The organism is Tardiphaga sp. 619_E2_N8_4 (assembly GCF_051810905.1).
Lineage (GTDB): Bacteria > Pseudomonadota > Alphaproteobacteria > Rhizobiales > Xanthobacteraceae > Tardiphaga > Tardiphaga robiniae.
On the sequence record NZ_JBPWQJ010000001.1, the window covers coordinates 3,655,545 to 3,682,226 of the forward strand.

At 62.2% G+C, this 26,682-nt stretch carries 24 protein-coding genes, 1 tRNA gene and 1 pseudogene; 18 read left to right on the forward strand and 8 right to left on the reverse strand.

From position 1 onward, the window contains the following. Positions 1–2 precede the first annotated feature (2 nt). On the reverse strand, positions 3–620 hold the full coding sequence (locus AB8A23_RS17520) for a TetR/AcrR family transcriptional regulator (protein WP_175368475.1): 618 nt from the start codon (positions 618–620) through the stop codon (positions 3–5). A 272-nt stretch (positions 621–892) separates the two neighbouring features. Here AB8A23_RS17520 and AB8A23_RS17525 point away from each other — a divergent pair, with 272 nt between their 5' ends. The 3 genes from AB8A23_RS17525 (at position 893) to AB8A23_RS17535 (ending at position 4,140) form a co-directional block, all read left to right on the forward strand. Further along, on the forward strand, positions 893–1,636 hold the full coding sequence (locus AB8A23_RS17525; RefSeq protein ID WP_439060504.1) for a M15 family metallopeptidase: 744 nt from the start codon (positions 893–895) through the stop codon (positions 1,634–1,636). 66 nt (positions 1,637–1,702) lie between these two features. Continuing rightward, the gene (locus AB8A23_RS17530; protein ID WP_439058746.1) at positions 1,703–3,349 is read left to right on the forward strand and encodes an acyl-CoA dehydrogenase family protein; all 1,647 of its coding nucleotides are present in this window, start codon (positions 1,703–1,705) and stop codon (positions 3,347–3,349) included. Beyond that, entirely contained in the window at positions 3,346–4,140 is a 795-nt protein-coding gene (locus tag AB8A23_RS17535) for a lysostaphin resistance A-like protein (RefSeq protein ID WP_439058744.1), read from the forward strand. Before AB8A23_RS17530 ends, AB8A23_RS17535 begins: the two co-directional genes overlap by 4 nt. A gap of 62 nt (positions 4,141–4,202) precedes the next feature. Here the strand turns inward: AB8A23_RS17535 and AB8A23_RS17540 are convergent, their stop codons facing one another. From AB8A23_RS17540 to AB8A23_RS17550, 3 genes are read right to left on the reverse strand one after another with little or no spacing between them, the layout of a single operon-like run. After that, entirely contained in the window at positions 4,203–5,129 is a 927-nt protein-coding gene (locus tag AB8A23_RS17540) for an AEC family transporter (protein ID WP_231080347.1), read from the reverse strand. Positions 5,130–5,133: 4 nt separating this feature from the next. After that, a complete protein-coding gene (gene ruvX / locus AB8A23_RS17545; RefSeq protein WP_320444534.1) occupies positions 5,134–5,625 on the reverse strand; it encodes a Holliday junction resolvase RuvX in 492 nt (163 codons plus the stop codon). 47 nt (positions 5,626–5,672) lie between these two features. Beyond that, positions 5,673–6,230 (reverse strand): GNAT family N-acetyltransferase, encoded by a 558-nt coding sequence (locus AB8A23_RS17550; RefSeq protein WP_439058742.1) that lies wholly within the window; start codon positions 6,228–6,230, stop codon positions 5,673–5,675. An 83-nt stretch (positions 6,231–6,313) separates the two neighbouring features. On the opposite strand from AB8A23_RS17550, the gene AB8A23_RS17555 reads away from it, so the two are divergent. The 7 genes from AB8A23_RS17555 to AB8A23_RS17585 all read left to right on the forward strand — a co-directional run bounded on the left by AB8A23_RS17555 (position 6,314) and on the right by AB8A23_RS17585 (position 12,660). Continuing rightward, complete coding sequence (locus AB8A23_RS17555; RefSeq protein ID WP_068732430.1) at positions 6,314–6,538, forward strand: hypothetical protein; 225 nt, start codon at positions 6,314–6,316, stop codon at positions 6,536–6,538. Between the two features lie 148 nt (positions 6,539–6,686). Then, positions 6,687–7,763 (forward strand): NAD(P)H-dependent flavin oxidoreductase, encoded by a 1,077-nt coding sequence (locus AB8A23_RS17560; RefSeq protein WP_439058741.1) that lies wholly within the window; start codon positions 6,687–6,689, stop codon positions 7,761–7,763. A gap of 90 nt (positions 7,764–7,853) precedes the next feature. Then, a complete protein-coding gene (gene gatC / locus AB8A23_RS17565; RefSeq protein ID WP_093761362.1) occupies positions 7,854–8,141 on the forward strand; it encodes an Asp-tRNA(Asn)/Glu-tRNA(Gln) amidotransferase subunit GatC in 288 nt (95 codons plus the stop codon). Between the two features lie 31 nt (positions 8,142–8,172). Next, the gene (locus AB8A23_RS17570; protein ID WP_439058739.1) at positions 8,173–8,406 is read left to right on the forward strand and encodes a hypothetical protein; all 234 of its coding nucleotides are present in this window, start codon (positions 8,173–8,175) and stop codon (positions 8,404–8,406) included. Further along, on the forward strand, positions 8,407–9,885 hold the full coding sequence (gene gatA / locus AB8A23_RS17575; RefSeq protein ID WP_439058738.1) for an Asp-tRNA(Asn)/Glu-tRNA(Gln) amidotransferase subunit GatA: 1,479 nt from the start codon (positions 8,407–8,409) through the stop codon (positions 9,883–9,885). 87 nt (positions 9,886–9,972) lie between these two features. Beyond that, positions 9,973–11,070, forward strand: a complete 1,098-nt coding sequence (locus AB8A23_RS17580; protein WP_184517718.1) for a sensor histidine kinase — start codon at positions 9,973–9,975, stop codon at positions 11,068–11,070. Between the two features lie 201 nt (positions 11,071–11,271). Further along, positions 11,272–12,660 (forward strand): patatin-like phospholipase family protein, encoded by a 1,389-nt coding sequence (locus tag AB8A23_RS17585; protein WP_439058736.1) that lies wholly within the window; start codon positions 11,272–11,274, stop codon positions 12,658–12,660. Positions 12,661–12,721: 61 nt separating this feature from the next. Here AB8A23_RS17585 and AB8A23_RS17590 read toward each other — a convergent pair whose 3' ends face one another. Beyond that, on the reverse strand, positions 12,722–13,606 hold the full coding sequence (locus AB8A23_RS17590; RefSeq protein WP_439058734.1) for an aliphatic sulfonate ABC transporter substrate-binding protein: 885 nt from the start codon (positions 13,604–13,606) through the stop codon (positions 12,722–12,724). A gap of 127 nt (positions 13,607–13,733) precedes the next feature. Here AB8A23_RS17590 and AB8A23_RS17595 point away from each other — a divergent pair, with 127 nt between their 5' ends. The 5 genes from AB8A23_RS17595 to AB8A23_RS17615 all read left to right on the forward strand — a co-directional run bounded on the left by AB8A23_RS17595 (position 13,734) and on the right by AB8A23_RS17615 (position 20,142). Continuing rightward, entirely contained in the window at positions 13,734–14,792 is a 1,059-nt protein-coding gene (locus AB8A23_RS17595) for an ABC transporter substrate-binding protein (RefSeq protein WP_439058732.1), read from the forward strand. A gap of 15 nt (positions 14,793–14,807) precedes the next feature. Further along, positions 14,808–15,926 (forward strand): LLM class flavin-dependent oxidoreductase, encoded by a 1,119-nt coding sequence (locus tag AB8A23_RS17600; protein ID WP_439058730.1) that lies wholly within the window; start codon positions 14,808–14,810, stop codon positions 15,924–15,926. Between the two features lie 2 nt (positions 15,927–15,928). Beyond that, a complete protein-coding gene (locus tag AB8A23_RS17605; protein ID WP_439058729.1) occupies positions 15,929–16,897 on the forward strand; it encodes an aliphatic sulfonate ABC transporter substrate-binding protein in 969 nt (322 codons plus the stop codon). A 95-nt stretch (positions 16,898–16,992) separates the two neighbouring features. Further along, positions 16,993–18,477, forward strand: coding sequence for an Asp-tRNA(Asn)/Glu-tRNA(Gln) amidotransferase subunit GatB (gene gatB / locus AB8A23_RS17610; protein WP_439058727.1), 1,485 nt, complete (start codon positions 16,993–16,995; stop codon positions 18,475–18,477). 1,395 nt (positions 18,478–19,872) lie between these two features. Further along, positions 19,873–20,142: a hypothetical protein gene (locus AB8A23_RS17615; RefSeq protein ID WP_068732448.1), complete on the forward strand. Its 270-nt coding sequence runs from the start codon at positions 19,873–19,875 to the stop codon at positions 20,140–20,142. Positions 20,143–20,253: 111 nt separating this feature from the next. Here the strand turns inward: AB8A23_RS17615 and AB8A23_RS17620 are convergent. Next, positions 20,254–20,601, reverse strand: a pseudogene (locus tag AB8A23_RS17620) (AprI/Inh family metalloprotease inhibitor); the annotation flags it as partial. Between the two features lie 151 nt (positions 20,602–20,752). On the opposite strand from AB8A23_RS17620, the gene AB8A23_RS17625 reads away from it, so the two are divergent. Next, the gene (locus tag AB8A23_RS17625) at positions 20,753–21,055 is read left to right on the forward strand and encodes a hypothetical protein (RefSeq protein ID WP_439058725.1); all 303 of its coding nucleotides are present in this window, start codon (positions 20,753–20,755) and stop codon (positions 21,053–21,055) included. Between the two features lie 137 nt (positions 21,056–21,192). Next, the gene (locus AB8A23_RS17630) at positions 21,193–21,792 is read left to right on the forward strand and encodes a hypothetical protein (RefSeq protein WP_439058724.1); all 600 of its coding nucleotides are present in this window, start codon (positions 21,193–21,195) and stop codon (positions 21,790–21,792) included. Positions 21,793–21,872: 80 nt separating this feature from the next. On the opposite strand, the gene AB8A23_RS17635 is transcribed toward AB8A23_RS17630, so the two are convergent. Beyond that, positions 21,873–21,963: transfer RNA gene (locus tag AB8A23_RS17635), tRNA-Ser, on the reverse strand. A gap of 659 nt (positions 21,964–22,622) precedes the next feature. Here AB8A23_RS17635 and AB8A23_RS17640 point away from each other — a divergent pair. Continuing rightward, a complete protein-coding gene (locus tag AB8A23_RS17640; RefSeq protein WP_120292097.1) occupies positions 22,623–24,167 on the forward strand; it encodes a porin in 1,545 nt (514 codons plus the stop codon). 174 nt (positions 24,168–24,341) lie between these two features. On the opposite strand, the gene AB8A23_RS17645 is transcribed toward AB8A23_RS17640, so the two are convergent. Continuing rightward, positions 24,342–26,501: a lytic transglycosylase domain-containing protein gene (locus tag AB8A23_RS17645; protein WP_439060503.1), complete on the reverse strand. Its 2,160-nt coding sequence runs from the start codon at positions 26,499–26,501 to the stop codon at positions 24,342–24,344. Positions 26,502–26,682 lie beyond the last annotated feature (181 nt).

Consider the following 26,682-nt stretch of genomic DNA (forward strand, 5'->3'; position numbering starts at 1 on the left):
AATCAGGTGAGCGTGCGCATGGCAACCTCCACTACGGCTGCCATCTCCGCGCGGGTTCGCCCGGTCTTCCCGATGACCCTCATGCCTTGAAGCAGGCAGAGCATCAGCCGGGCGGTTGCCTTGCTGTCGATCCCGGTGGGAATGGAGCCGTCAACCTGCCCTTGTTGAATCAACTCGGCCATCATGGCCTCATTCCGCTTGAAGGATGCCGTGACACGCTCGGCGACCTCCTTGTCGAAGATCGCAAGTTCCGTTGCGCTCCCGACGACAAGGCATCCCTGCAGCCCCTCCGCGCCGTGTGACGATTCGACGTAGAAGGCCAGGGCATTACGAATACGCTCCAGTCCCGTTGCGCCATTTTTGATGGCGCGAGCTAGCTTTTCATTGCGAACCGCCTTGTTCCGATCGAAGGCGGCAATAAAAACCGCGCGCTTGTCTTTGAACGCCTTGTAGATGCTGCCTTGGGTCAGTTCCATTGCATCTGTCAGATCGCCGATCGACGTGGCGTGATAGCCACGCTCACAAAACACCCGAACGGCTTTATCGAGAGCTTCGTCTACGTCGAACTCACGCGGTCGGCCGGGGCCCCGGGAAGCGGATGATGGTACGGCGTTCGACATCACTCCTTATAGAAAATGAACGTTTCCAAATCAAGGGCTTTGAGCAGGTAAAGCGCCAAGCTTTCGGTCCTTTCCAAACGGTCAGCACGCCGATACGACTGTCTCCTGACGCGGAGCGCGCCCTGTTCGGTCAATCATTGGCGGCGGGTCCGTCAGCTCGAACGACTATGACCCGACTTATCGGCGCGTTCGCCCCAGCCGCCTTTGCATCAAGTCGCCCCGATTGGATGGCGGAAGCCCTGATGATCAATTGTCTCAAACGATCCGTTGCGATGATATGGGGCCTTTCCGCGATCATGCTTGGCGTTACGCCCGCGCAATCACAGACGTTGCCCGATGATTTCGTGTTTCTGCGCGATATCGATCCCTCGATCCGGCAGGACATCCGCTATGCCGGCGTCAACAATTTCGTCGGCCGCAAGCTCAGCGGCTATGATAGCGCGGAATGCGTGGTGAAGCGCCCGGTCGGCCTCGCTCTGCAGAAGGTGCAGCGCGAGTTGATGGCGCAAAACCTGTCGCTGAAAATGCTGGATTGCTATCGGCCGGTGCGGGCGTCGCGCGACATGGTGGCGTGGGCGCGCGATGGCAACGAGACGCCTGCGCAGAAGCGTTACAATCCATCCTTCAGCAAGGCGGATCTGTTCAAGCTCGGGTATATCGCCGAGCGCTCGGGCCACTCCACCGGTGCGGCGCTCGATCTGACGCTGGTCGATCTGCGTGCGCCTGCGTCGCCCGCATTCGATCCGAACAAGGCCTATGCAGGCTGCATCGCGCCGGAAGCACAGCGCGCGCCCGAGGGCAGCGTCGACATGGGCACGGGTTACGATTGCTCCGATGCCAAGGCGCATACCGGATCGCGCGCGATCTCACCCGCGCAGCGGCGCTGGCGGGATCTCCTGACGTTGGCGATGGGCAGGCAGGGCTTCGTGAATTATTCCAAGGAATGGTGGCACTTCTCGCTGCCCGGCGCAGGCGCACGCGCCTACGATTTCCCGATTGCACGGCAGGCAAGATAGCACCGTGAAATCCCGGTCGATCCGGCGTAAAATGATTCGCAATATCGCCTCAGCCGGAACTGATTCATGACCGACGCCACCTCTGCCATTCATGCGGTGCTCAACCAGTCGCCTCCCTTCGAGGACGTCAATCTGTTCGAGCTGGACCGGCCGCTCGTGGAAGCCGTTGCGATGAATGAGGGCTCGTTCGCCTATGTCGACCACGCCGAATTCGGTCAGCTCTGGGGATCGGCCGAGATGGCGCAGCGCGCGCGGCTGGCCAACGAGAATACGCCGAAGCTGCGGACTTTCGATGCACGCGGTAACCGGCGCGACGAGATTGAGTTTCATCCAGCCTATCACGAGCTGATGGCACAGAGCGTTGCAGCGGGAATTCACAATTCGACATGGACGCGTGACGGCAAGTCCGCGCGAGGCGCGTCCGAAGTGGCGCGCGCCGCAAAATTCTACATGGCCGCGCAGGTCGAGACCGGACATCTATGCCCGATCACCATGACACGGGCTGCCGTCGGCGCGCTGGCGATGCAGCCGGATGTGCTGGCGCGGGTGATGCCGGTCATCGCCAGCCGCGATTACGATCCGAGCTTTGCGCCATGGTCGGCCAAGCGTGGCATGACGCTGGGCATGGGCATGACCGAGCGGCAGGGCGGCACGGATGTGCGCAGCAACATGACGCGCGCGATGCGCGACGGCGATGCATATCGCATCAGTGGCCACAAATGGTTCATGTCGGCACCGATGTGCGATGCATTCCTGGTGCTGGCGCAGGCCGAGGACGGATTGAGCTGTTTCTTCATGCCGCGGTTCCGGCCGGATGGTTCGCTCAATGCGCTGAATTTCCAGCGTCTGAAGGACAAGCTCGGCAATCGCTCCAACGCCTCGTCGGAAGTCGAATTCAACGACGCCTATGCACTGCGCGTCGGCGACGAGGGCAAGGGCATCCGCACCATCATCCAGATGGTGCAGCTGACGCGGCAGGATTGCGCCACAGCATCGGCCGGATTGATGCGCTCGGGTCTGGCTCATGCGCTGCATCACGCCAGGCATCGCAGCGTGTTCCAGAAACATCTTGCCGATCAGCCGATGATGCAAAGCGTGCTCGCCGATATGGCGCTGCATGTGGAGGCATCGACGGCGCTGGTGATGCGGCTGTGTCGCTCCTTCGACCTGGCGGCGGAGGATACATCCGAGGCGGCGTATATGCGTTTCCTCACGCCGGTGGTGAAGTACTGGGTCTGCAAATCGGCGCCGGGCTTCCTTTACGAGGCCATGGAATGCATGGGCGGCAACGGCTATGTCGAGGAGGGCATTCTGGCGCGGCACTATCGTGAGGCGCCGGTCAATGCGATCTGGGAAGGCTCCGGCAATGTGATGTGCCTCGATGTGCTACGGGCGCTGTCGCGCGAAGGCGACGCATCGACCGCGGTGCTGCAGGATCTGATGCTGGAGACGCGCGGACTGCCCGGCGCGGCCGACACTGCGGCCTTTATCATTCGCACCTTGCTGCGGCCCGATAGCGAGCGTGTAGCGCGGCAAGCAGTGGAATCGCTGGCGTTGCTGGCAGCCTGCGCCGCGCTGAACATGGTGCATCCGCCCCATGCTGAACTGTTTGCTCGGACCCGCCTCGATGGTGTGCGCAACGCGATCTACGGCACCGCTGAATTGACCGAAGCTCAGGGTCGGGGACTGCTCGAGCGGGCGTTGCCGCAGTGAGTGCGTTGGAGACGCCGATCGCTCCCGCTGTACCCTCGGATCTGCCACCCGCGACAAAGCCGCCGCGGGTCTGGAAATTCTGGGGCACGTGCCTCTGGGGTCTGTTCGCTTTTGCAGCGATGTTCGTCGGTCAGTTGACCGTCGTCGCCTATTACCTGCTGATCAAGGATGCGCCGCTCGATGCGACGCTGCTGATCAAGGCGATGAGCAGCGGTACGACCATCGCCGCGTCCGTTCTCATGGGGCTTCCGGCAGTGTGCCTGGCGCTGTGGCTGGCGACGCGCATGGCGCGGCAATCCTTTGCCGACTACCTCGGCCTGCGCGGCACGTCCTGGAAAAACTATGTCATTGGCACGGTGGCGCTGATCGCGCTGGTCGGCGCCTGGGAGCTGGTCGCAAAAGGCATGGGGCGCGACTCCGCGCCGACTTTCATGCTGGAAGTGCTGAAGTCGGCCCGTGCCGACGGCGCGCTGTGGCTGCTCGTGATCGCGTTCTGCGTCGGGGCGCCGATGACCGAAGAGTTCTTTGCGCGTGGCTTCCTCTATCGCGGCTGGTCGGAATCATTTTTGCGGCCGTTTGGCGCCATCGTGGCGTCATCGCTGGTCTGGACGGCGATGCATCTGCAATACGATTGGTTCTTCTTCGTCGAGATTTTCACCATCGGCCTGCTGTTCGGCTATATGCGCTATCGCAGCCACTCGACATGGCTGACGATTTTTCTGCACGGTCTCAACAATCTGGCGGCGACTGTTCAGACGCTGCTCATCGCGAACGGTGTGATATCGCCCTAGAGCATGATCCCGAAAAGTGGGAACCGGTTTTCGGGCAAGATCATGCTCAAAAAAAGAAAAACCTATTCCGCCAGCGCGATGAATACAGGCATGGTCAGGACCGCCAGCGTGGTTTGAATGGTCAGGATTTGCGCCAGGAGGGGCGCGTCGCCGCCCATCTGCCGCGCCAGAATATAGCCGTTCGATGCCGACGGCACCGACGCGCAGCAGACGACCACCGCGAGGTTGGCGCCGGACAGGCCGAAGGCGATGCCGAGGCCCATGGCAATCAGCGGCATCACGGCGAGTTTCAAGACGACCGTCAGTGCTGCAGCCATGCCGGGTCTGTGCAGGCCTTCGAGTTGAAGGCCCGCGCCGACAATGAGCAGACCCATCGCCAGAGAGCAGCGTCCGAGGGCATCGAGGAATTCGTGTGCGGGGCGCGGCACGGGCAATCCGGCGAGGTTGATCACGAGGCCGATCACGCAGGCCCAGATCAGCGGGTTCTTGGCGATGGTCAGCAGCAGCGCCGGCCACGCCATCCGCTGCGGTGAGGCGTAATGCGCCAGCACCCAGACCGCCAGAATATTCAGCAGCGGGATCATCGCTACCATGGCGACGGAGGCCAGTGTGATGCCGAGATCGCCCCACAGATTGCCGGCGACCGAGAGTGCCACGAAGGTCTGCCAACGCGTGGCGCCCTGAAATAGCGACGTAAATGCCGGCCCATCGAGGCCGATGGCCCGCGCCAGCAACGGACGCAGCGCCAGACATAGCGCAGACATCAGGATGACGGAGAGCAACAAGGCACCGCCGACACCTGCGATGGGCACCGACGCCAGATTGGCGCGCGCCAGTGTGTCGATGAGCAGGGCGGGGAACAGGACATAATAGACGAGCTGTTCCAGCCCGACCCATTCGATGTTCTGTTTCAGCAGCAGGCGCCGCAGCGCGTAGCCGAGCACGATGAGCAGGAAGACCGGGACGAGAGCGGCAAATACCGTCAGCATGGGGTCAGCGAATATCCGGCGTGCGCAGCAAGGCGGCGAGGCGATCTAGCGCGCCCTGAAGAATGAAGATCGCGGCATGTTCGTCGATGACCTTGGCGCGTTTGGCGCGGCTGACATCATTGGCGATCAGTTCGCGCTCGACCGCAGATGTGGAGAGCCGCTCGTCCCAGAAGGCGATCGGCAATTCAGTCAGTTTCGAGAAGTTGCGGGCGAAGGCGCGGGTCGATTGCGCGCGCGGTCCCTCGCTGCCGTCCATATTGATGGGAAGACCAAGGACGAAGCCGCAGATATTTCGCTCAGCGGCAAGCTTGATGAGGCGTGCGGCATCGGCCTTGAAGGCAGTTCGCTCGACAGTCTCAATGCCGGTCGCGAGACGGCGATCGGGATCGGACACCGCGACACCAATGGTCTTGGTGCCGAGATCGAGACCGATCAGTGCGCCGCGGACGGGCAGATGTGCGGCGGCTTCGACGAGGGGAAGGATGACTGCAGGCATGGTCCCGCATAACACGCGGAGCCATCAGATCAAACGCTGCGCCGCAATTATCGGGGTGGACGGCGGCCGCGCCATTCCTCGGCGGTCATTTCCCAGATTTCCGAGGGCCAACGGCCGGAGACGTAGTCGCGATCCTCGGTGGCAATCACGCGCATGCCGGACGTTTCCGAAATCCGGCGCGAAGCGGTGTTGGCGATGGCCTTGATAACGCGCAACACGGGCCGCTGCAGGGTGTCGAACCAGAATTCGGTGACGGCGTCGCTGGCCTCGGTCATCAGCCCTTGCCCGTGCCAGGCGGGATCGAGCCAGAAGCCGCGGTTGTCGTCGCCGCTGTCCCTGACATTGATCATGCCGATCAGTTGCTCCGGTGCGCTCTTCAGGCGGATCGACCAGTGCCATTCGGTGCCGCGCTCCATGCCTGGCAGCACGACATCGCGCAGGAAAGTGAAGGCGCCGTCAGCCGGGTAGGGCCATGGCACGCGGCTGGCCAGGAAACGCACCACCTCTATTCGCGGGAAAAGCTTTTGCACGGCATCGGAGTCAGCCAGCACGAGTGGGCGCAGGATCAGCCTGGGCGTGGTGAGTTCGGGAATGGCAGCGGTCATCGGTCGCGTTTCACATCGGTGGTGATTTGCGGCAAGGTAGCATCGTTCCCGCGTTTCTGCGTCTTACGTCACGAGCCCGATCTATGGACGCCCTCAGCCTGTTCGGATTATTCGCCGTCAGCGCCATGCTGGTCTGTTACGCGCTGGAAGCGCGCAGTCCGTGGTTCACGCTGGCCTTTGCCGGCGCCTGCGGGCTCGGATCGCTCTATGGCTTCCTGCAGGGCGCCTGGCCGTTCGGGCTGGTGGAGGCGATCTGGGCCGGCGTGGCGCTGCGCAAGTGGATGCTCATCCCCCGCGCAACCGCATAGCTCACGCGGGTGCGGCCGTGTTAGCCTGAGCATGGCTCGGCAATGATGCGCGTGCCATTTCCTCACGTTTGTCTCAAGATCGTCACTGCTTTGCCGCTGGATTCAGAGGCATTGCCGCAAGATTGTCGCAAGAATCCGGAGATCCCCCATGTGGCCCGACCGCCGACTGATCGACTTATTCGGCACCGAATTTCCCATCGTGCAGGCGCCAATGGCAGGTGTGCAGGATGCCGACATCATGATCGGCGCAGCGGAGGGCGGCGCGCTGGCCTCGTTGCCGTGCGCAATGATCTCGCCGGAGAAAGCCCGTGAGCAGATCAATATCGTGCGGCAGCGCGTCTCCGCGCCGGTCAACATGAATTACTTCTGCCACACGGCGGTAGACGCTGATCCGGCACGCGAGGCCAACTGGCGCAAGCGGCTGTCGTCCTATTACACCGAACTCGGGCTCGATCCGAATGCAGACATCAATGCGGCCAACCGTGCGCCGTTTGACGAAGCGATGTGTGCGCTGGTGGAAGAGCTGAAGCCCGAAGTGGTCAGCTTTCACTTCGGCCTGCCGGCCCCGGCGCTCTTGAAGCGCATCAAGGCAGCCGGCTGTCGGGTCATTGCCTCGGCGACCATCGTCAAGGAAGCCGTCTGGCTCGAAGAGCGCGGCGTCGACGCGGTCATTGCGCAGGGGGCGGAGGCCGGCGGTCATCGCGGCATGTTCCTGACCGAGGATATCGCCGCGCAGCCCGGCCTGTTCGCGCTGTTGCCGCAGGTGGTGGATGCGGTGAAGGTGCCGGTGATCGCGGCCGGCGGTATCGCCGATGGGCGTGGCATCGCGGCGGCCTTTGCGCTCGGCGCGGCCGGTGTGCAGATCGGCACCGCCTATCTGCGTACGCCGGAATCGAAGGTCAGCGGGCCGGGTCGTGCAGCCCTGGCCGGGGCGTCGGATGCTTCCACCGTCATTACCAATGTCATGACCGGGCGGCCGGCGCGGGGCGTCGTCAACCGGGTGATGCGGGAAGTTGGGCCGGTCTCGCCCGATGCGCCGGCATTCCCGCATTCGGCGACCGCGCTTGGGCCGCTGAAAGCCGCTGCCGAGAAGCTCGGACGGACCGATTTTACCAATCTCTGGGCCGGGCAATCGGTCGGAATGGGCAGCGAACGGCCTGCGGCAGAGCTGACACGGTCGCTGGCGGCGGCCGCATTGGCGCGGATGGCTGAATTGCGGGGCTAGAGGCGCCAAACAGGCGGAGGCGTCCGCCGGTTGCGGCGCGAAACCTCCGTCTGCTATACGGCGGACAGATGTTGCTCTGAGGCCTATATAATGTCCGTCGATGCTGCCACCGTTCGCCGTATCGCGCATCTCGCGCGGATCGCGGTCACAGACGCCGAAGTTCCCCATCTGCAGGGCGAGCTGAACGCGATGCTGGCCTTTGTCGAGCAGTTGCAGGAAGTGAATGTCGACGGCGTCGAGCCGATGACCTCGGTGATGCCGATGGAAATGAAAAAGCGCGCCGATGTCGTCAATGACGGCGAGATCGTTGATGCGGTGACAGCGAATGCGCCGGAGTCCGAGGATCACTTCTTCCTGGTGCCGAAGGTCGTCGAGTAATCGAGCAAGAACCGTTTGGACGGAAACCGCCATGTGCCTGCTTTGCGACGATGAGAAGTCCTATCAGCTCTATATGGACTACCTCGACGAGATGGAGCGTCAGGGGAAGGTCAAGAACGTCGACGCGGCCATGGATGCCATCCTCGACAAGGTTCAGGCCGCACAGGAGGCTGACGACAAGCTCCGCCGCAGCTCTTTCAAAAAAGATGCACCTGAAAACGACAAGACGCTCTCTCCCTTCTTTTGCAGCCCGGTCAATAAATAGATGACAGATCTGACGTCGCTGACACTCGCCGAGGCGCGTGACGGCCTTGCGACCAAATCCTTCACGTCAGTCGAACTGACCGATGCGCATCTCAAGGCGATGGAAGCCGCACGCGTGTTGAACGCCTATGTGCTGGAGACGCCGGAGCAGGCGCGTGCGATGGCGCAGGCAGCCGACGCGAAACTCGCCAAGGGCGAGGGTGGCTGGCTCGGCGGCGTCCCACTGGGCATCAAGGATCTGTTCGCGACCAAGGGCGTGCGCACAACCGCATGTTCGAAGATCCTCGGTAACTTCGTGCCGCCTTATGAGTCGACCGTGACCGCACAGCTGTGGCGTGACGGGGCCGTGATGCTCGGCAAGCTCAACAATGATGAATTCGCCATGGGCTCGGCGAACGAGACTTCGTTCTTCGGTCCGGTGATCAATCCGTGGCGGCGCGACGGCTCCGACGTCAATCTGGTGCCCGGTGGCTCGTCCGGCGGTTCGGCATCGGCGGTCGCTGCAGGTCTGTGCCTCGGTGCCACCGCGACCGACACCGGCGGTTCGATCCGCCAGCCCGCGGCCTTCGCCGGCATTGTCGGCATGAAGCCGACCTATGGCCGCTGCTCGCGCTGGGGCACCGTCGCTTTCGCGTCCTCGCTCGATCAGGCCGGGCCGATTGCGCGCACCGTGCGCGATACCGCGATCCTGATGCGCTCGATGGCCGGCTACGATCCGAAGGATTCCACCTCGGTCGATCGCGAAGTGCCGGATTACGAGGCCGCGATCGGCAAGTCCGTCAAGGGCATGAAGATCGGCATTCCGAAGGAGTATCGCATCGACGGCATGCCGGCCGAGATCGAGAAGCTCTGGTCGGAAGGCGCTGCGCAGCTCAAGGCCGCCGGTGCCGAACTCGTCGACGTATCGCTGCCGCACACCAAATACGCGCTGCCGGCCTATTACATCGTGGCGCCCGCCGAAGCCTCGTCGAACCTCGCGCGCTATGACGGCGTGCGTTACGGCCTGCGCGTACCCGGCCGCAGCATCAGTGACATGTATGAGAATACCCGCGCTGAAGGCTTCGGTGCGGAAGTGCGCCGCCGCGTCATGATCGGAACTTACGTTCTGTCGGCCGGGTATTACGACGCCTATTATCTGCGCGCGCAGAAGGTGCGCACGCTGATCAAGCGTGACTTCGAGGAATGTTTCGCCAAGGGCATCCATGCCATCCTGACCCCGGCGACGCCGTCGGCCGCCTTCGGCATTGGTGAGAAGGGCGGCGCCGATCCGATCGAGATGTATCTCAACGACATCTTCACGGTGACGGTGAACATGGCGGGCCTGCCGGGCATCGCGGTTCCCGCCGGCAAGGATGCGCAGGGATTGCCGCTCGGATTGCAGCTGATCGGCCGTCCGTTCGATGAGGAGACGCTGTTCTCGCTCGGCGAAACCATTGAGCAGGCATCGGGGCGTTTCACGCCGCCCAAGTGGTGGGCCTGACATTATCATCCGCGTGAAGTGTTGCGCGTTTGACATTGCGTTTTGCGGTGCACTTGGCCATGGTTTGCCTATGAGCATGGACCGTGCATGAGCACCGACGACGGGCTTCCGCCTTCCCAACAGGTCGATCAGATTCTGGGTTCCCCGAAGCTTGCGCAGGCGATCGAGAATGATCGCTACAAGCATCTGCTGGATCATGTTCCCGTTGCGCTCGCCATCTCGCGCGGATTGGGCAGCGATCAGCAGGTTGTCTATATCAACAAGGCCTTCGAGCAACTGATGACAATGGCGCCGGCCGATGTCGAAGGCCAGAGCTGGACCTGTCTCGACGGCTTTCTCAACGAAGACAACCAGAGCCAGACGCTGGGCGAAGCGATCCGCGACGGCGAGGATTTCATCGGTGTTTTCCGTCCTTCGGTGCCGGTCGATCGGCTGGTGATCGTGCAGGCCTATGCCTCGGTGATCGAGAGTGACGACGGCGTCGAGAATTTCCGGATCGCCGCGCTGGTCGATGTCGGTGGCCGCGAGCGTGCGCAGATCGAGCAATTCGAGAACCAGATACGCGACCGCGACATGCTGATGCGCGAGCTGCAGCATCGGGTGAAGAATAATCTGCAGCTCATCACGGCGCTGGTGCGGCTCGAAGCCCGCTCGGCAGTAGAAGGCGAGGCTGTTGCGCTCGGCCGGCTGGCGAGCCGGATCGATGCGCTGACAGTACTGTACCGGACGCTGTCCGACGAGAATGCGACGCCCGAGATCGATCTCGGCCAGTATCTGTCGGACATCGCCAATGCCGTGATGGCTGCGAGCGCGACGGCGGATATCACGCTCGATCTGCAGGTTGGCTATTGCCCGATGTCGATCAATATCGCGATGCCGGCGGGACTGCTGGTCAACGAGATGCTCACCAACGCGCTGAAATACGCCTTCATCGGCCGTGCCGGCGGTCAGATCAAACTGATCTGCAAGCTGGAAGGCGGCCACGTCACGGTGGTTGTCGCCGATGACGGCATCGGCCTTGGCGAAGGCCAGGAGTGGCCGTCGCCGCGCAAGCTCGGCGCGCTGATCCTGCAGACGCTCAAAGAGAATGCGCCGAACGTGAAGTTCAACGCCGAGAGCATTCGCGGACAGGGTAGCTGGTTCACGCTGGTATTTGATGCCGCGCCGGGCACGCAGCTGAATTGAGGATTGGCGCCGCGCCATTTGGCGCGCACCTTGTTTCACCATTCATTAGCCACGTTGCTGGCGCGATTGGTGCCGGATCGTCAGTTTGCATCGAATTGCAATGCTTTACGGTAATATCTGATTGAGATTCCGGATTGGGGACCGTCCGGACACGGTCCGTGCCGTTTGGTGCGGCCGTCTTGTGGGATCGGTAGAGAAGTGATGAGTGCGTTGCGTTCGATCGGTGTCGTGGTCACGACCTGTGCGCTGCTGCTGGGCTGTACGTCGGTCTACAACCTTCCCGCCAACGTGCCGCTGGCCGGCGCCTCCCTCGATCCCAATCTCGACGCCGTTTTCAAGGATGCTGCCGAGCAGGACGACCTGCTGATCGGTTTTTCGTTCTCAGGCGGTGGCACGCGCGCTGCGGCGTTTTCGTTCGGTGTCCTGGAAGAACTGGGCAGCATCCGCATGCGCGGTGCATCCGACACCATGCTGGAACGCATCGATTTTCTGTCCGGCGTCTCCGGCGGATCGGTGACCGCCGCCTATTTCGGCCTCAAGAAGCGCGCCGCGCTGTCGGACTTCCGTGAACGTTTCCTGCTGCAGAATGCCGAGGCCGGACTGACGACGCAGCTGTCGCTAGGTACTATCGGCCGTGCCTTGGGCGGCGGCATCAATGACTCCAAGGGCTTCACGAGTTGGCTCGACGCCAACCTGTTCCACAATGCGACTTTCGGCAGCCTGCGAAATAGCGGTTCGCCACGGGTCTGGATCAACGCCTCGGACATCTATAACCGCGTGCCGTTCGTGTTCGACAACACGGCCTTCGCTGCGATCTGCAGCGATCTCAGCAAGTATCCGCTGTCGGGCGCCGTGGCTGCGTCGGCCGCGGTGCCGCTCGCCTTTGCGCCGGCCGTGGTGCAGGCCTTCCCCGGCACATGCAACGAGCCGCTGCCGCCTTGGGTCGCGCGCGCAGCCGCGAACCGCAATGCGTCGCCGATGTTGAGTGCCTATTCCAAGGCAGTGATGCGTTACCGCGACGGCGCGGTGCCCTACATCAAGCTGATGGATGGCGGGCTGGTCGACAATTACGGCGTCTCTGCGCTGACCATCGTGCGCGAATCCTCCGAGACATCCTATGGCCCGATGACACCGCAGCAGGCGGTCCGGCTGCGCCGCGGGATCTTCATGGTGGTGGATTCCAAAGTCGGTCTCTCTGGCAACTGGATTAATACGGTGGAAGGGCCTGAAGGCGTCGATCTGATCAAGGCTGCGGTGGACACCACCATGGATGCGAGCATCGGCTCCAGCTACACCGCATTCGACCGAACCATGAAGGACTGGCAATCGTCGCTGATCAAGTGGCGCTGCGGCTTGTCGGCGGCAGAGCGAGCCCGCTATGGCGCGCGGCCCGGTTGGCGCTGTACCGATCTGCAGCTCTTCGTCGGCCGGCTTGGGTTTGATCAGCTAGATCCGGCGCGTGCCGCAGTGCTCGAAGCCGTTCCGACGCGTTTCCAGCTGCCGCAGGGACAGGTCGATGACTTAATCCTGGCCGGTCGCGAGACGTTGCGTGCCAGCTCCGTGTTCAGGGCCTTCGCTTCGGGGATATAGCCGGCCTCCTAACGGATGCGACAAGCGGTTCTTACCCGCTCATGCGTTTCGGGATTGGATGTTACGCAGCGTGATCGAGATTAAGCGAGTGGCGATAGATTGCGTCGCGAATATCGACTTTGCGTGGCAGCAGACCAAACCTGAAGAAAAGATCGGCTGCCTTCTGCTGCTCGGTGATGAACCTGTCGTCGACCTGATGGATGCCCCATGGGCGCTGTGCGATGTGCTTTTCCCATTCGGCGGCGTCGAGCGGCCCCCCGGCGACGCGTGCGAGGATCGCTGCAGCGTCTGCCGGATGTTGCGCAATCCAGCGATCCGTTTCGTGCAAGGCGCTCGCTACGGCCGCAATAATGTTCGGATTATCATCTGCGAAATCGCGGCGTGCGAAAAACACCGAGGGGTTGGTGACGAGATCGCCGGTGTTGGCGATGGCCCGGATCTCATCCGCGCCGCCACGAAGTCCTCCGCCTGAAACCCACGCATCGATGTCGCCAGCCAACAATGCCTGACGTGACTCCGGCTCGGTAAGATCGAGCGGCACAATATCGTTCCAGGTCAGGCCGGCACGGTCGAGCGCCGTTGCTAGCAGGGCCTGCAGCCACGAGCCGACACCGAGCGAGATCGTCTTGCCGGCGAGATCGGCAACCGTTTTCACCGGACTGTCCTTGCGAACATAGATGCCGCCGACTGCGCGCGCTTCTGATGCGGCGAAAGTAACGATCGGCACGCCTTTGGCCTGCGCGGCGATAGGCGGTGTCAGGCCGGTGCCGCCGATCTGGATCAGATTGGCGCCGACATATTCGACAGTGCGTGCGCCTGCCGCGATCTTCACCCATTCGACGCTTCCGCCGCGCGCCGAGATCCGTTTTTCGAACAACCCGTTCTGGCTGAGCACAAGAAGAGACGGATTGTTGGCGTGGACGCCAATGCGAAGAACAAATGTCATTACATCTCTCCTGATAGCAGCGTGTTCATTTCAAACTACACTTCGACGCTCTTTTTCGGTCGTTCATCCATCGATGATGGTCTATCGAAGTTTCGCAACGCGCTCGATTTACTTACAGGAGATGCCGATGACTGTAACGACGGAACGTCTGGCAACGCGTGAGTTTGAAAAATCATCCTCCGTCGATGAGCTCTGGTACACACGTTGTCCTGTGCCGACGGCGTCCGGCATAGCGCTTGATCTAGGGCTGCTGCGCGATGAATTCGCGACGTCCGGAATCGTACTTCGATCGATCCGCGATTCCGAAGATCCGCGCGTCAACATTTCGCATTTCGATCATTCGCTGCCCGGCCTGTTTCGCGAAGGCGGCAACATTCCCGCGATCTGGGCGCAGTCCGAAGGACGCGACACGGTAACCGTGGCGCTGACGTGGATAGATGAATACCAGGCCATCGTCGTTCGCGCGGATTCGGACATTCATTCTCTGGCCGACCTTCGCGGCAGAAGGATCGGTCTGCCGCGGCAAGACGGCCAACGCGTTGATTTCTCGCGCGCCATGTCGCTACGCGGCATCGAGACCGGTCTCGGGATTGCCGGGCTGCACCTCGCGGACAGCGAACTCGTCGATATCACCAGCGATCAGCCGACATTCGCCGTGGCGGCTGGCGTCGCCAATGGCCGCTTTCACGAGCTCGAAGCCGCCGCGCTCGCGCGCGGTGAGGTCGATGCCATTTATGTGAAGGGCGCGCCGGGGCTCGGAACCGTGGGGACGCATGGACTGCGGTCGCTGATCAATCTGGCGGAGCAGGACGATCCGTTGCTGCGCGTCAACAACGGCAATCCGCGGCCGGTGACGGTCGATCGGCGCACCGCGCTCGAGCGCCCGGATGTGGTGGCACGCTATCTCGCAGTGCTGTTGCGGGCGTCGCACTGGGCACAGGGGCATCCGGCCGAGGTGTTCGACATCATCGGCAAGGAGGTCGGGCGCTCGGCCGACGAGGCGCGCGCGGCCTATGGATCGGCCGCGCCGCGAAGTTTCGGGCTCGATCTCTCGGACGTGAGGAAACGGGGCCTGGCAAGCCAGAAGGATTTCCTGCTGCGCCACGGCTTCATCGTCAGGGATTTCGACGTGGCCGGCTGGATCAACCCGGAGCCGCTCGCGCTCGCGCATGAGCTGCTCAAGTAAGGCTGGGAGGTTACGATGGAGATCTATTGGTACCTGATCCCGCAAGATGGCCCGTATCCCTGGAACGCGAAGGGCCGGCGCCCGGTCGATCATGACTATCTCGCGCAGATCGCACGCGCGGTCGATCAGCTCGGCTATACGGGCGCGCTGCTGGCGACCGGTGGCGGCGAGCATGATGCCTGGGTTCTGGGCGCGTCGCTGATCCCGCTCACCAAGCGCATGAAGTTCATCATTGCCGTGCATCCGGGCATCGTCGCGCCGCTGATGCTGGCGCAGAAGGCGGCGACCTTCGACCAGTTTTCGGACGGCCGACTAATCCTCAACATGGTCACCGGCGAGCAGCACCAGATGCCGCCTTACGGCATCGAGCTTGCTCATGACGAACGCTACGCGCTCACCGACGAATACTGGGGCCTGTATCGCCGGCTGATGACAGGCGAGGTGGTCGATTTCCAGGGCAAGTACCTGAACCTGCGCAACGCCCAGCTCAAATTGCCTGCGGTGCAGAAGCCGTATCCACCGCTGTTCTTCGGCGGTTCGTCGGAGCCCGCGCTGTCCGTCGCGGCGCGCCATGCCGACACCTACCTGACATGGGGCGAGCCGCCGCCCCAGGCTGCGGAGAAGATCAAGGTGGTGCGCGAGCGTGCCAGGGCGCTCGGTCGCAACGTGAAATTCGGCATCAGGATCAATCTGATCGTCCGCGAGACGAAGCAGGAAGCCTGGGACGCTGCGCAGTGGCTGCTCGATCGCATGGACGACACTGCGGTGCAGGGCGCCCAGGCACGCAATGCCGCCTCCGACTCGGTCGGCCAACGCCGGATGCGAGAGATTGTCGGCACGCAAAAGCCTAAACACGCGCAGGAGCTGGAGATCTATCCGGATGTCTGGGGCGGCTTCGGACTGGTGCGAAACGGGCCGGGCACCGCAATCGTCGGAGATCCGGAAACGGTCGCGGCGCGCATCCTGGAATATCGCGACGTCGGTTTCGACACCTTCATCGTCTCTGGCCAGCCTCTGCTCGAGGAAACCTACCGGGTGGCGGACCTGCTGCTGCCGCTGCTTCCTTTCGATCGCGGCGAACGGCGACAAACGGCACATCCGATCGGTCCTTTCTTCAACGCTGCACGAGGTTGACGATGTTGCGCTCTACTTTCCTGCGGGCGGCTGTCGCCGCGTTTCTGATCGGGCTTGCCTCAACGTCAGCGAGCGTGGCCGCATCTCCGGCGACGCCGGTGACAGTCCGGCTCGGCTTCCTGCGCGGACCTGAACCGCTGTCGATCAGCCGCCTGCGCGGCACGCTGGAGAAGCGTCTGGCGGCCAGGAACGTCAAGGTTGCCTGGGTCGGGCCGTTCATCGCCTATGCGCCGGCGGCGGAAGCCTTGAATGCCAATGCGATCGACATCACGATCGGAAGTTCAAGCGCGGCAATCTCGTCGCTGGTCGGCACCGCACCGATTTCGCTCTTTGCCTATCAGTGGGATGCCGGGGATTCCTCGGGCATCGTGGTGAGGAACGGGTCGGACATCAAGACCGTCGCGGATCTCGCCGGCCGCTCGGTGGCGGTCAATCGTGGCGGCACCGGCGATTATCAACTGACCAAGGCCCTGGAAAAGGCGGGTGTGCCGTCCTCGGGGGTCAAGCGCGCTTTCCTCAGCCCGGTGGATTCCGCTGCCGCCTTCGCCAGCGGCCATGTGGACGCATGGTCGGCCTGGAGCATCTTCTTTCCCACCGCGCTGGTCGACGGGGATGCCCGCGTGATCGCGCAGGCGAGCGACTTCGGTTCGCAGAACGCTGTTGTCTATGTCGTGCGAACGCCGTTTGCCGCGGAGCATCCGGATATTCTGAAGGATGTCCTGGAGGATCTGCGGGAGTCGGCGCGGTGGGCTCACCAGAATCGCGAGGAAGCTGCGCGCCTGTGGGTGCAGGAGCTGAAGCTCAGCCCCGCAGTCGCCACCCGGGTGGCAAATTACCGGAACGACGAACCCGTTCCGGTCGGCGAGAAGGAACTGGTGGCACTTGAGAGCCTGAATGACTGGCTGGTCGGCAGCAAGCTGCTGCCCAAGCCCGCGGCGATCAAGGATCACGTCATCGCGGTTGGCCGCTGACGGTTGCAAGACCGGTCCGGCCGTGCCGCAGCAATGCTGCCGGAACGTGCTGGAAGGGGTTTTCCCGCGCCCGCGGTCGCGGTAGAAACCGCTCCATGAACGCACCTGTCAAACCTTCGAAGCTCATCAAGGGCGCCACCGGCGACTGGGAAATGGTCATCGGTCTGGAGATCCACGCCCAGGTCAATTCTCACGCCAAGCTGTTCTCCGGCTCGTCCACGGAGTTCGGTGGTTCGCCGAACAGCCATGTCTCGCTGGTCGATGCGGCGATGCCGGGCATGCTGCCGGTCATCAACGAGGAATGCGTCAAGCAGGCGGTCCGCACCGGGCTGGGCCTGAAAGCGCAGATCAACCGGCGTTCGACCTTCGACCGCAAGAATTACTTCTATCCGGACCTGCCGCAGGGCTATCAGATCAGCCAGTACAAGTCGCCGATCGTCGGCGAGGGCGAGGTCACGATCGAGCTTGCGGACGGCGAGACCGCGATCGTGGGCATCGAGCGCCTGCATCTCGAACAGGACGCCGGCAAGCTGGTGCACGACCAGAGCCCGACCAACACCTTCGTCGATCTCAACCGCTCGGGCGTCGCGCTGATGGAGATCGTCTCCAAGCCCGACATGCGCTCAAGCGAACAGGCGCAGGCCTATGTGTCGAAGCTGCGCACCATCCTGCGCTATCTCGGCACCTGCGACGGCGATATGGAGAAGGGCAACCTGCGCGCCGATTGCAACGTCTCGGTCCGCAAGCCGGGCGATCCCCTGGGAACCCGCTGCGAGATCAAGAACGTCAATTCGATCCGCTTCATCGGCCAGGCCATCGACTACGAGGCGCGCCGCCAGATCGGCATTCTCGAGGACGGCGGTTCGATCGATCAGGAGACGCGGCTCTACGACCCGAACAAGGGCGAGACCCGGTCGATGCGCTCCAAGGAAGAGGCGCATGACTACCGCTACTTCCCGGATCCCGACCTGCTGCCACTGGAATTCAGCGAGGACTATGTCGCAGCGCTGAAGGCCGAGCTGCCGGAACTGCCCGACGAAAAGAAGGCGCGGTTCATCAGCGCGTTCGGCCTGTCGGCCTATGACGCTGCCGTGCTGGTGGTCGAGCGCGAGAGCGCTGAGTTCTTCGAGACGACGCTCGCCGGGCTTGCCGACAAGGCGCGCGACGGCAAGCTCGCCGCCAACTGGGTGATCAATGAGCTGTTCGGCCGCCTCAACAAGGAAGGCCAGGACATCGCATCGTCACCGGTGTCAGCGGCGCAGATGGCCGCCATCATCGACCTGATCGGGGCAGGCGTGATCTCCGGCAAGATTGCCAAGGACCTGTTCGAGATCGTCTGGACCGAGGGCGGTGACCCGCGCGCGCTCGTCGAAGAGCGCGGCATGAAGCAGGTGACGGACACCGGCGCCATCGAGAAGGTGGTCGACGACATCATCGCAGCCAATCCCGACAAGGTCGCGCAGGCGCAGGCCAAGCCGGCTCTGATGGGCTGGTTTGTCGGCCAGGTGATGAAGTCCTCGGGCGGCAAGGCCAATCCGCAGGTCGTCAACGACCTCCTCAAGAGCAAGCTCGGTATCTGACGACGGCCTTGCGATGACCGCGGCGCCGCCTCGAGCGGCGCCGTTTTCGTTTTGGCAGACCTCGTTGGCGCGTCGTAACCTACGCGATAAGCGGTCACGAGCGCGGGATCAGATCGCGAATCGGCGTGCCGTCAGCCGACAAAAAGTGCGGTTGTGGCCAGCACCGATAAGTCGCGAACGCGTTTTCCCGAAAAATATTTTCATTGCCAAAAATCTCGACTCAGAGTCCGCAGCACCTGTTTTCAGTGCCCCGACTCAGGCCTGGGGGCGGCAGAAGTTTGTGTAGTTGTTTGATAGTACGAATTGCGGGCGTACGGAAAAAATAAGCACTTTCTGCAATCTTGACATTTGTGGACGCAACGTTTTCGGGCGTTTCTCGCGTCGCCTCGCGTGCCGGATTTCAAGTTGTGACTGAGCCCGTGGGGGAAGTGGCGCGTTGCGCTCATCAACACTTCCTTAAGCGGGAGACTGTTCTTTTGAAATCGTTGGTGTATTCGGGATGAAGTGCATTTCGATTCCCGAGTGCACGCAGCGATCAAGTCATCTCTTTATTGGAGGGCAACATGGCCAAGAAAGCTACGAAGAAGGCAGTCAAGAAGACCGTCAAGAAGGCAGCGAAGAGCGCTGTGAAGAAGACCGCGAAGAAGACCAAGAAGGTCGCCAAGAAGAAGTAACTTCTTCTGCCACGATCGACGCCGGTGGCAACGCCGGCGACGTCACGAGAGCCTCGACGACAATTTGCTTCTCGAAGCGGATATTGATCGCAGCTCTGGTCGACGAAAGAGGGTGTCGGCGAGACATCAGGTCAAACGGCTGGACCGTCACACCGGGGCAGGGCTTGCTCTTCCCGCGAACCGGTCCGGCAAAGAAGCCGGTCATTCCGTGATTGGCGTTCTTTATTCGGTGCGGATCATTGGTCCGCAGTTTCATCGGTGGCTCCGGCCACATGAGATATGATCCTGACGTGTTGCCGACGCCCTCGTTTTTGCCGGTGCGGTTCATCCCCGGCGCTTTGAATTTCCCGATCCCGAATAGCTTTGATCGCCTCGCTGTGACGTCTCTCGCGTTGGCGTCGTCGCATGTGCGGAGCAGGCCCTTTTAATATCCCTGGTCGCCGACGCTGCTGAGATGGTTACGGCATCCCCAAACAGCAGGGTAAACCGAATTCCGCGAAAATGCAGAAAACCCGCATAAATGCTGGGTTTCTGGCCGCATGCGGGCCGATTCAGGCTTCGGCTCTTCAGATTTCGTTCATCCCGATACTTAAACTGCTCTTCAAATTTGATCGGTCATATTGATCCCAACAAGCCGGCAAACGGCGGTTGGGATTGCATCAGATAACGGACAGGAGCCGCGCTCGGTTGGGGGCGGCAAAAGCAAAAAAAGGAATGACCGATGTTTCAGGGGCAGATCGATTTTGAAGCTGCGATGCCGATCGCAGAGACCGCCATCCAGGACGTGCTGTTCGAGCGCGGTCTGTACTGGGCGTCGGGCCGTTCGGGGATCGTTGACCTCGTCGCCGCGCACAAGTGGTTCAACCTCGCTGCCCTCAAGGGCCGGGTCGACGCCATCCCGATGCGCCGCGAAGTCGCCGAGATGATGTCGGATGTCGAGATCGCCGCCGCGCAGCGCGATGCCCGCGCCTGGCTGTCGACGGTTCACTAATCCGACTGCGCGTTTTCGCGGTGGTTCGGCAGGCGCGATGCCCGCCAGGGCAGTGTGATGAGCCGCTACTTCTTTGACGACGGTGAAGATGCCGTCGGTCTCCGGCTCCGCCACATAGCGGTTGTCCGGCGTCGAGAACCGGATGCGCAGTTTGCGGGTCGCGTCGGCAAAGCCGATCGTCCATCCCTCATAGAGGCGCCATGCCGCGATCTCGTCCATGACGGGGAAAGTCCTGGCGCAGTCCTTGGCCACGTCGATCTGTGAACCGCCGATGGTGTTGTCGCTCTTCAAAACGACGCGGCAGCGTTTGCTGCCTTTGGCGTCCTGCAGCTCCCAGGCTCCGTAGATATCCCTGAGCAGCGCCGGATCGACCTCCTTGAGATCCATCAGCTTGAGGGTCTGCCCCGGGGCGGCAGATGAGATCGCCATCGCGACGGCCATCACGGCAGCCCATTTCATATCGCGCACTCCCTCGCATGTTTCCAAATGTACCGTAGCCACGTCACGGCCTTGTTACGAGCATCACGGTTGTAACGGGCATGTGCGCCCCAATGTCTGTCTCGTCGCTTGCAACGAGGCCGAGAGGCCGCGCAACAAAAAGGACAATGCCATGTCGACGAAGAAACTCACGCTCCCATCGATCATCCGCGCCAGCGGCCTTGCGAGTCTGGTGGTTATTGCTGTTGGCGCAGCCCAGCCTGCAGTTGCTGCATCGGCGCCCGCATATCCGCAATCGATCAGCGCGCCCGCTGCTGTCACATCCACCGATATCAGTGCGGCACGCAAGAACCGGCAGGTGAGGCGCACATCTCCGCGTGATGCCTATGGCAGCTATGTTGGGGCGCCCGGCGCGCAGTCCTATCCCGGCTACGGTTATGGCGTTGGAGACAATTCGCGGAACCAGACCTGGTAGATCCGTCATCCAGGATGTGACGCCACGGCGGCGACCGCGAGCGTCGTCCGGGGAGGGGGCGTGCTGTCGTGGCAGGTGATGGCGGATTCGTACCCGGCTTCGTCTATCATAATCATGTCTCGCAGCGAGGACGGCGGATGTCAGACCTGAATCCGAAAAGCTTAGGCCGACTTGCTTTGGGCGGCTTCTTTGTTGCCTTTGCTGACGTCGAAATGAGAATTGGAGAAGTACTGAAATCTCTGCTCAAGGCTGAGGGGCCGCATCAGGATCTTATACTTGCAGCGATCGGAAATTTCGCCGCCAAGACCAATGCTATTAAAGCGGGTCTTGATAATGCGACTTCGTATGGCAGCCAGCCGGGCACTCAGGACAGACCCAAACTAGAGCAACCCGTCGTCGAGATGGCTAGGAAGGCAATGAGCAAGGCTCTGGCACTGAACGAAATGCGGGTAAAACTCGCACACGGCCATCTCGCGCAAATGGATGATGGCTCATTTGTCGTAACCCACCTGAAGATTCAGGATGGCCGACTAAAGAAGGACCGTTACGAATTTTCGGTCCAGGCTTTGGAGGATAAATGCACGGAGCGGGAAGGTTGGGCCCCCGGGACATCTGAGATCAGGAGGCGGCTTGCCTCCACGGTCATCTTGCTTCCGGCAATTCGGCTCAATCTCTCCACAGGACAACTCCGAGGCGTTGCTAGCGTCGGTTCAGCCGAGCCGTTTGGGCTACTCTAATCGCGCGTTTGGGGCTCGTGTTGGGGCAGAATCCAATCGACGAGCCTAAATCAATGATTTCAGATAGTTGCGGGAAGTAATGGCGGAGCCGGAGGGATTCGAACCCTCGATACCCTTGAGAGGTATGCCGCTTTAGCAAAGCGGTGCCTTCAGCCACTCGGCCACAGCTCCATCATTGCTGCATATGCCCGACACCGTCGCGAGCCGCAAGCGCCAGATCGCAGTCTGCAGCGCATGTTCGCAAAAATCGGACGCATCTGATGTGGATGTGTCTTTATAATATTCAGATGCCGCGCCCGCCTGTGGTGCATTTGCCGCTGGGAAATGGGCCCCGAGGCCGTTTATCGATTGCCATCCGCCCGGAATTTATCGCTCAGGCAAATGCGAGGCGATTCGGCCGATGGGCCAGCAAAGTCGGCCAGATACATCGAATGCGAGTGGGAATTTGTTTCTGCTCGTTACGGGATGGATCGGTACCCTGAAATGCGGTGCTGGAAATTCTGATGTTGAAACAATTGCTTGCCGAGAATGCACATTCACGGGTCCGTGTGATTTAAGCAACACAGCCCGGGAAACGGCCGAATGGAGGCCGCTTTGAGGCGTTCCATTGTTGCGGAGCGAGAAACCTTAGGAGATGGTCTCGGTGCGACGGAGGGGGGCATCCCGAGGTCGTCCCGTAAGGTGGTTCGTCCTGAACCTCGTCGGCACACTTTGTGCGACGGGTTTTGCGATTCGGAGCGTTTGCGGGTTGTCAGGGATTAAAGGGACTTGTCTTCAGGGTGGCCTCCACCCCGTTGCAGAACCTTCCCTAAAGCAACTTGGAGGTTTACATGAAGACGATTAAGGGCCTTATTCTCGGCTCGACGGCAGCTTTGCTCGCCGTTGGCGGAGCTCAGGCAGCCGATCTTCCCGTCAAGGCCAAAGCGGTCGAATACGTGAAGATCTGCTCCCTTTACGGCGCGGGTTTCTACTACATCCCGGGCACCGACACCTGCATCAAGATCGGCGGCGCGATCCGTTTGGACACCTCGTTCAACGCCGCAGCTTACGACACCCCGTTCTGGCAGGGTGGCGCTGGTGGCAATAATCTTTGGACCAAGGATTATTTCATCACCCGCGAACGTATCAACCTGACCACCGATACCCGCACTGCCACCGAATACGGTGTCGTTCGTACCTACGCGAACATGCAGTTCGACTTCTCGCAGAACCGTGAATCGATCGCTGGTGGCTTCACCGAAGTCGACTACGCCTTCATTCAGTTCGCCGGCTTCACCTTCGGTAAGGCCGTCTCGCAGTTCGATCCGCAGTGGGCCCTCAACAAGCCTTACATCTCGTCGGGCTTCATGGCCGGTTCGAACAACACGACCGGTATCCCGCAGATCGCCTACACCGCTTCGTTCGGTAACGGCGTGTCGGCGACGATCTCGCTCGAAAATGCTTCGGCCTACCGCAACGCAGGTCTCTGGAACACCAACACCTTCATCACCGGACCGGGCGCGAGCACGTTCACGGGTACGTTCTACGGTACGAACTCGAACACCTTCCTGGGTAACGCCTACGGCGGCAACCACATTCCTGACGTCGTCGGCAACATCCGCCTCGACCAGGCTTGGGGCACGCTGCACTTCGGCGCTGCGATGCACGCTGCAACCCCGGGCTTCTACGCCACTGCGGCTGGCGGTGGAGGCACCGAGGCGCTCGGTCATCCGGATGACAAGTACGGTTTCGCAGTCAACGGTGCGGTTGAATTCAAGAACCTGCCTACCGGCGCTGGCGACACTCTGAAGCTCGAAGCAACCTACGCCAAGGGCGCAGCGAAGTACGCGATCGCCGGCGGCACCACCGACACCTCGGGCGGCGGTCGTTTCGCGAAGGTCGACGGCAACACCATCGGCTTCGGCTATGTTCTGGACGGCGTTTACAGCAACGGCGGTCAGATCATCCAGAGCGAAGCTTGGTCGGTCGCTGGCTTTTACGAGCACTACTGGAACCCGGCATGGCGCACGTCGCTGTTCGGCAGCTACAGCAGCATCTCGTATGGTGACGGCAATGCTCTGATGCTCGCCGCATTCCAGGGCCTGTCCACCGGTGGCCCGGGCACCAGCAGCTCGTCGGCTGCAGCGTCTCGCGCTGGCACCTTCACCGGCACCGGCAACTTCGACTTCGCCGTGGCCCAGATCGGTACCCGTACTGCCTGGACCCCCGTCAAGAACCTGACCCTGTCGGCTGAATTCACCTACAGCCGCCTCGAGCAGAACCTGAACGGCACCTACGCCGTGACGAGCATGTCCGGCAAGCCGGCCGGCACGCTCCTGAACACGAGCAACCAGAACCTCTACAACGGTTCGGTGCAGATCCTACGCTCGTTCTAATATCGACTGCCTCACGGCAATCGCTATCTGAAACAAAGACCCCCGGCAGGAAACTGCCGGGGGTTTTTGCTTGCGTGATTGATCGCTATGCCGAGGGGCAGGACGGGTTTCGCTTCGACGCTTACGCGTCTGCGGTCTACCCCATCCGACGTATTTGCACTGTCCTGATTGACGCTATTCGACGCTGCTGCTGGCACCGCGATGCAGGTCGGCCTCGATCTGCAGCCGTGAGCCACCGCCGAAGCGGGCGCGATAGACCTGCAGGTTCTCCATGATGCGCTGGACGTAGTTGCGCGTTTCCGAGAACGGAATCGACTCGACCCAATCGACCGGATCGACCTTGGGATCTCGCGGATCGCCGTAGCGTTCGATCCATTTGCGCACGCTGCCGCGGCCGGCGTTGTAACCGGCGAAGGTCATGATGTAGGAGCCGCGATAGTCCTCAAGGAGGCCACCGAGTTCGGCGGCGCCCAGCGTGGCGTTGTAGACCGAATCGCCCTTGAGGCGCGCAAGGTCATAGGTGCCGCCGTGCCGCTTGGTGACGTATTGCGCCGCGCTCGGCGTCACCTGCATCAGACCATAGGCTTGGGCCGGTGACACGACGGCCGGGTTGAAGGCGCTTTCCTGCCGTGCGATCGCATAGACCACGGCAGACTCGACTTCGGGACCGATCGGGCGGTAGCTCGGAATGCCCGTTGTCGGATAGGCATAGTGATCGAAGGGCAGGCCGCGATTGAGCGCCGCCTTGCCGACCAGCAATGTGCCGCGGGCATCCTTGTTCTGTTGCGCGAGCTCGGCAAGGCCGAGCACAGCTTCCGGATCGCCGTTCTCGCCGACATCGCCAAAAATGGGAATGGCGACTTCGCGCTCGTCCATGGCATAGAGCAGTTGCACCGCGCGGACGATTTCCAGTCGATCGAGCCCGCGCGCGCGGGCGGTCAACGCGCCGCTGATATCAAGCTGCTGCAGGCCAAGCTTGGCGCGCGCGAGCTGGCCGTAATAGCTGGTGGATTGCTCTGCTGCGCGCGTGTAGGCGGCCCGGGCTTCCTGGCTGCGGCCTGCGGCTTCCGCAGCACGGCCCTGCCAGTAACCGGCGCGGGCGAGGGCTGTCGGATTGACGCTGCCGACGCCGATACGTGCGAAGTGCTGAGCGGCAGTTGCGGGATCTTTCAGGAAGCGCAGCGCGATCCAGCCGGCAGTGAACTCCTGCTCGGTCTTGTAGATGTCGCGCGCCGGCAGGGCAGCATCGCGTGCCACGAGATAGGCCGAGCGATGTTCGCCGACGTCGAGTAACTTGCGCGCCGTGAGACGTCGCTCGATCCACCATTCGTCGAGATTGTGCAGGCGCTGCGGTTCGCGCGGCGCTGCAATCATCAGCCGCGCTGCTTCGCCGAATTTCTCCTCGCGGCGCAGCTGCTGAATGTGGCTGAAGATGTAGCCGGGGTCGCTATGCAGCTCGGACGGCACTGCAGCGAGCAGCGCGTTGGCGTTCGATGCCTTCTTGGTGACGCCGATGCGGGCCCGCGCGAGCGCCATCTGCGCGCCGCCGAGGCGCTTGGCAGAGCGCAGCGCGGCATCTGAATCGCTGCCATAGAGCAGCATGTCCATGCGCGCCTTGTGATCGCCGGGTGTGATCAGCGGACCGAACATGTCGATGGCCATGTTCTCGGTATCGCCCGATAACGGATCGCTGCGCCATGCATCACGGATCAGCCGCTCCGCGCCGGCACGGTCGCCGCGCGCGAGCAGCGACTTGGCGAGCGCGAATTTGCCCTTGGCGGAAATCGGCTTCTCGCTCTCGAAATAAGACTGGATCGCGGAGTCGTCGCGCTTGTCGTCCCACAGCGCCGCTTCGATGCGGCGTCGCAGGAAGGTCTGCGATGGCCAGCTCGGATTGGCGGCGACGAAAGCGCGATAGCGCTCGACCGAAGCGCCATTGTCATCGCTGCGCAGATAGATCCATTCGCCGAGCTTGCGCGCCACCGGATCGCCAATCGTCTGCACGACCTGCGCGGCTTCCGAACCCTTGCGCTTGCGGATCAGCTCGATGACGTTTTCGAGCGTTTCGGCATCCGCCTGTGGGGTGGATGTCGTCGCCGCGACGGCAGCGCGGGCGACCGGCTTCTTGGCAGCCGGCGGAAGCGCCGCGTGCTGGCGGGTGGCGGGCTGGATCGCGGGAGCCGGGCTCGCAGCATCCGGCGCGAGCGGCTTCGCCGGGGTCGCCACGGCCGTGGGGGCCTGTGCGGCACTGCGCGCAATGGGGCGCGCTTTCGGCAATGGAACCTTGGTGGCCGCCCAGGCCTCGACGGCCAGCACCGATACTCCGACCGCCAGCGCCAGACCGGAGCCCAAGGCTGTCCGTTGCAAGGCCGTCCGCCGCGCAGTCGAGGTGAGGAGCAGGTGCTTCACGGCGTTCCCTCGCGGCGAATCAGACAATCGCACGCATTCCCATGATGTATTTGATTGAAACGGTGACCAAATCGTCAATTTCTGTAACCGCTTGCTCCTCTCTGCC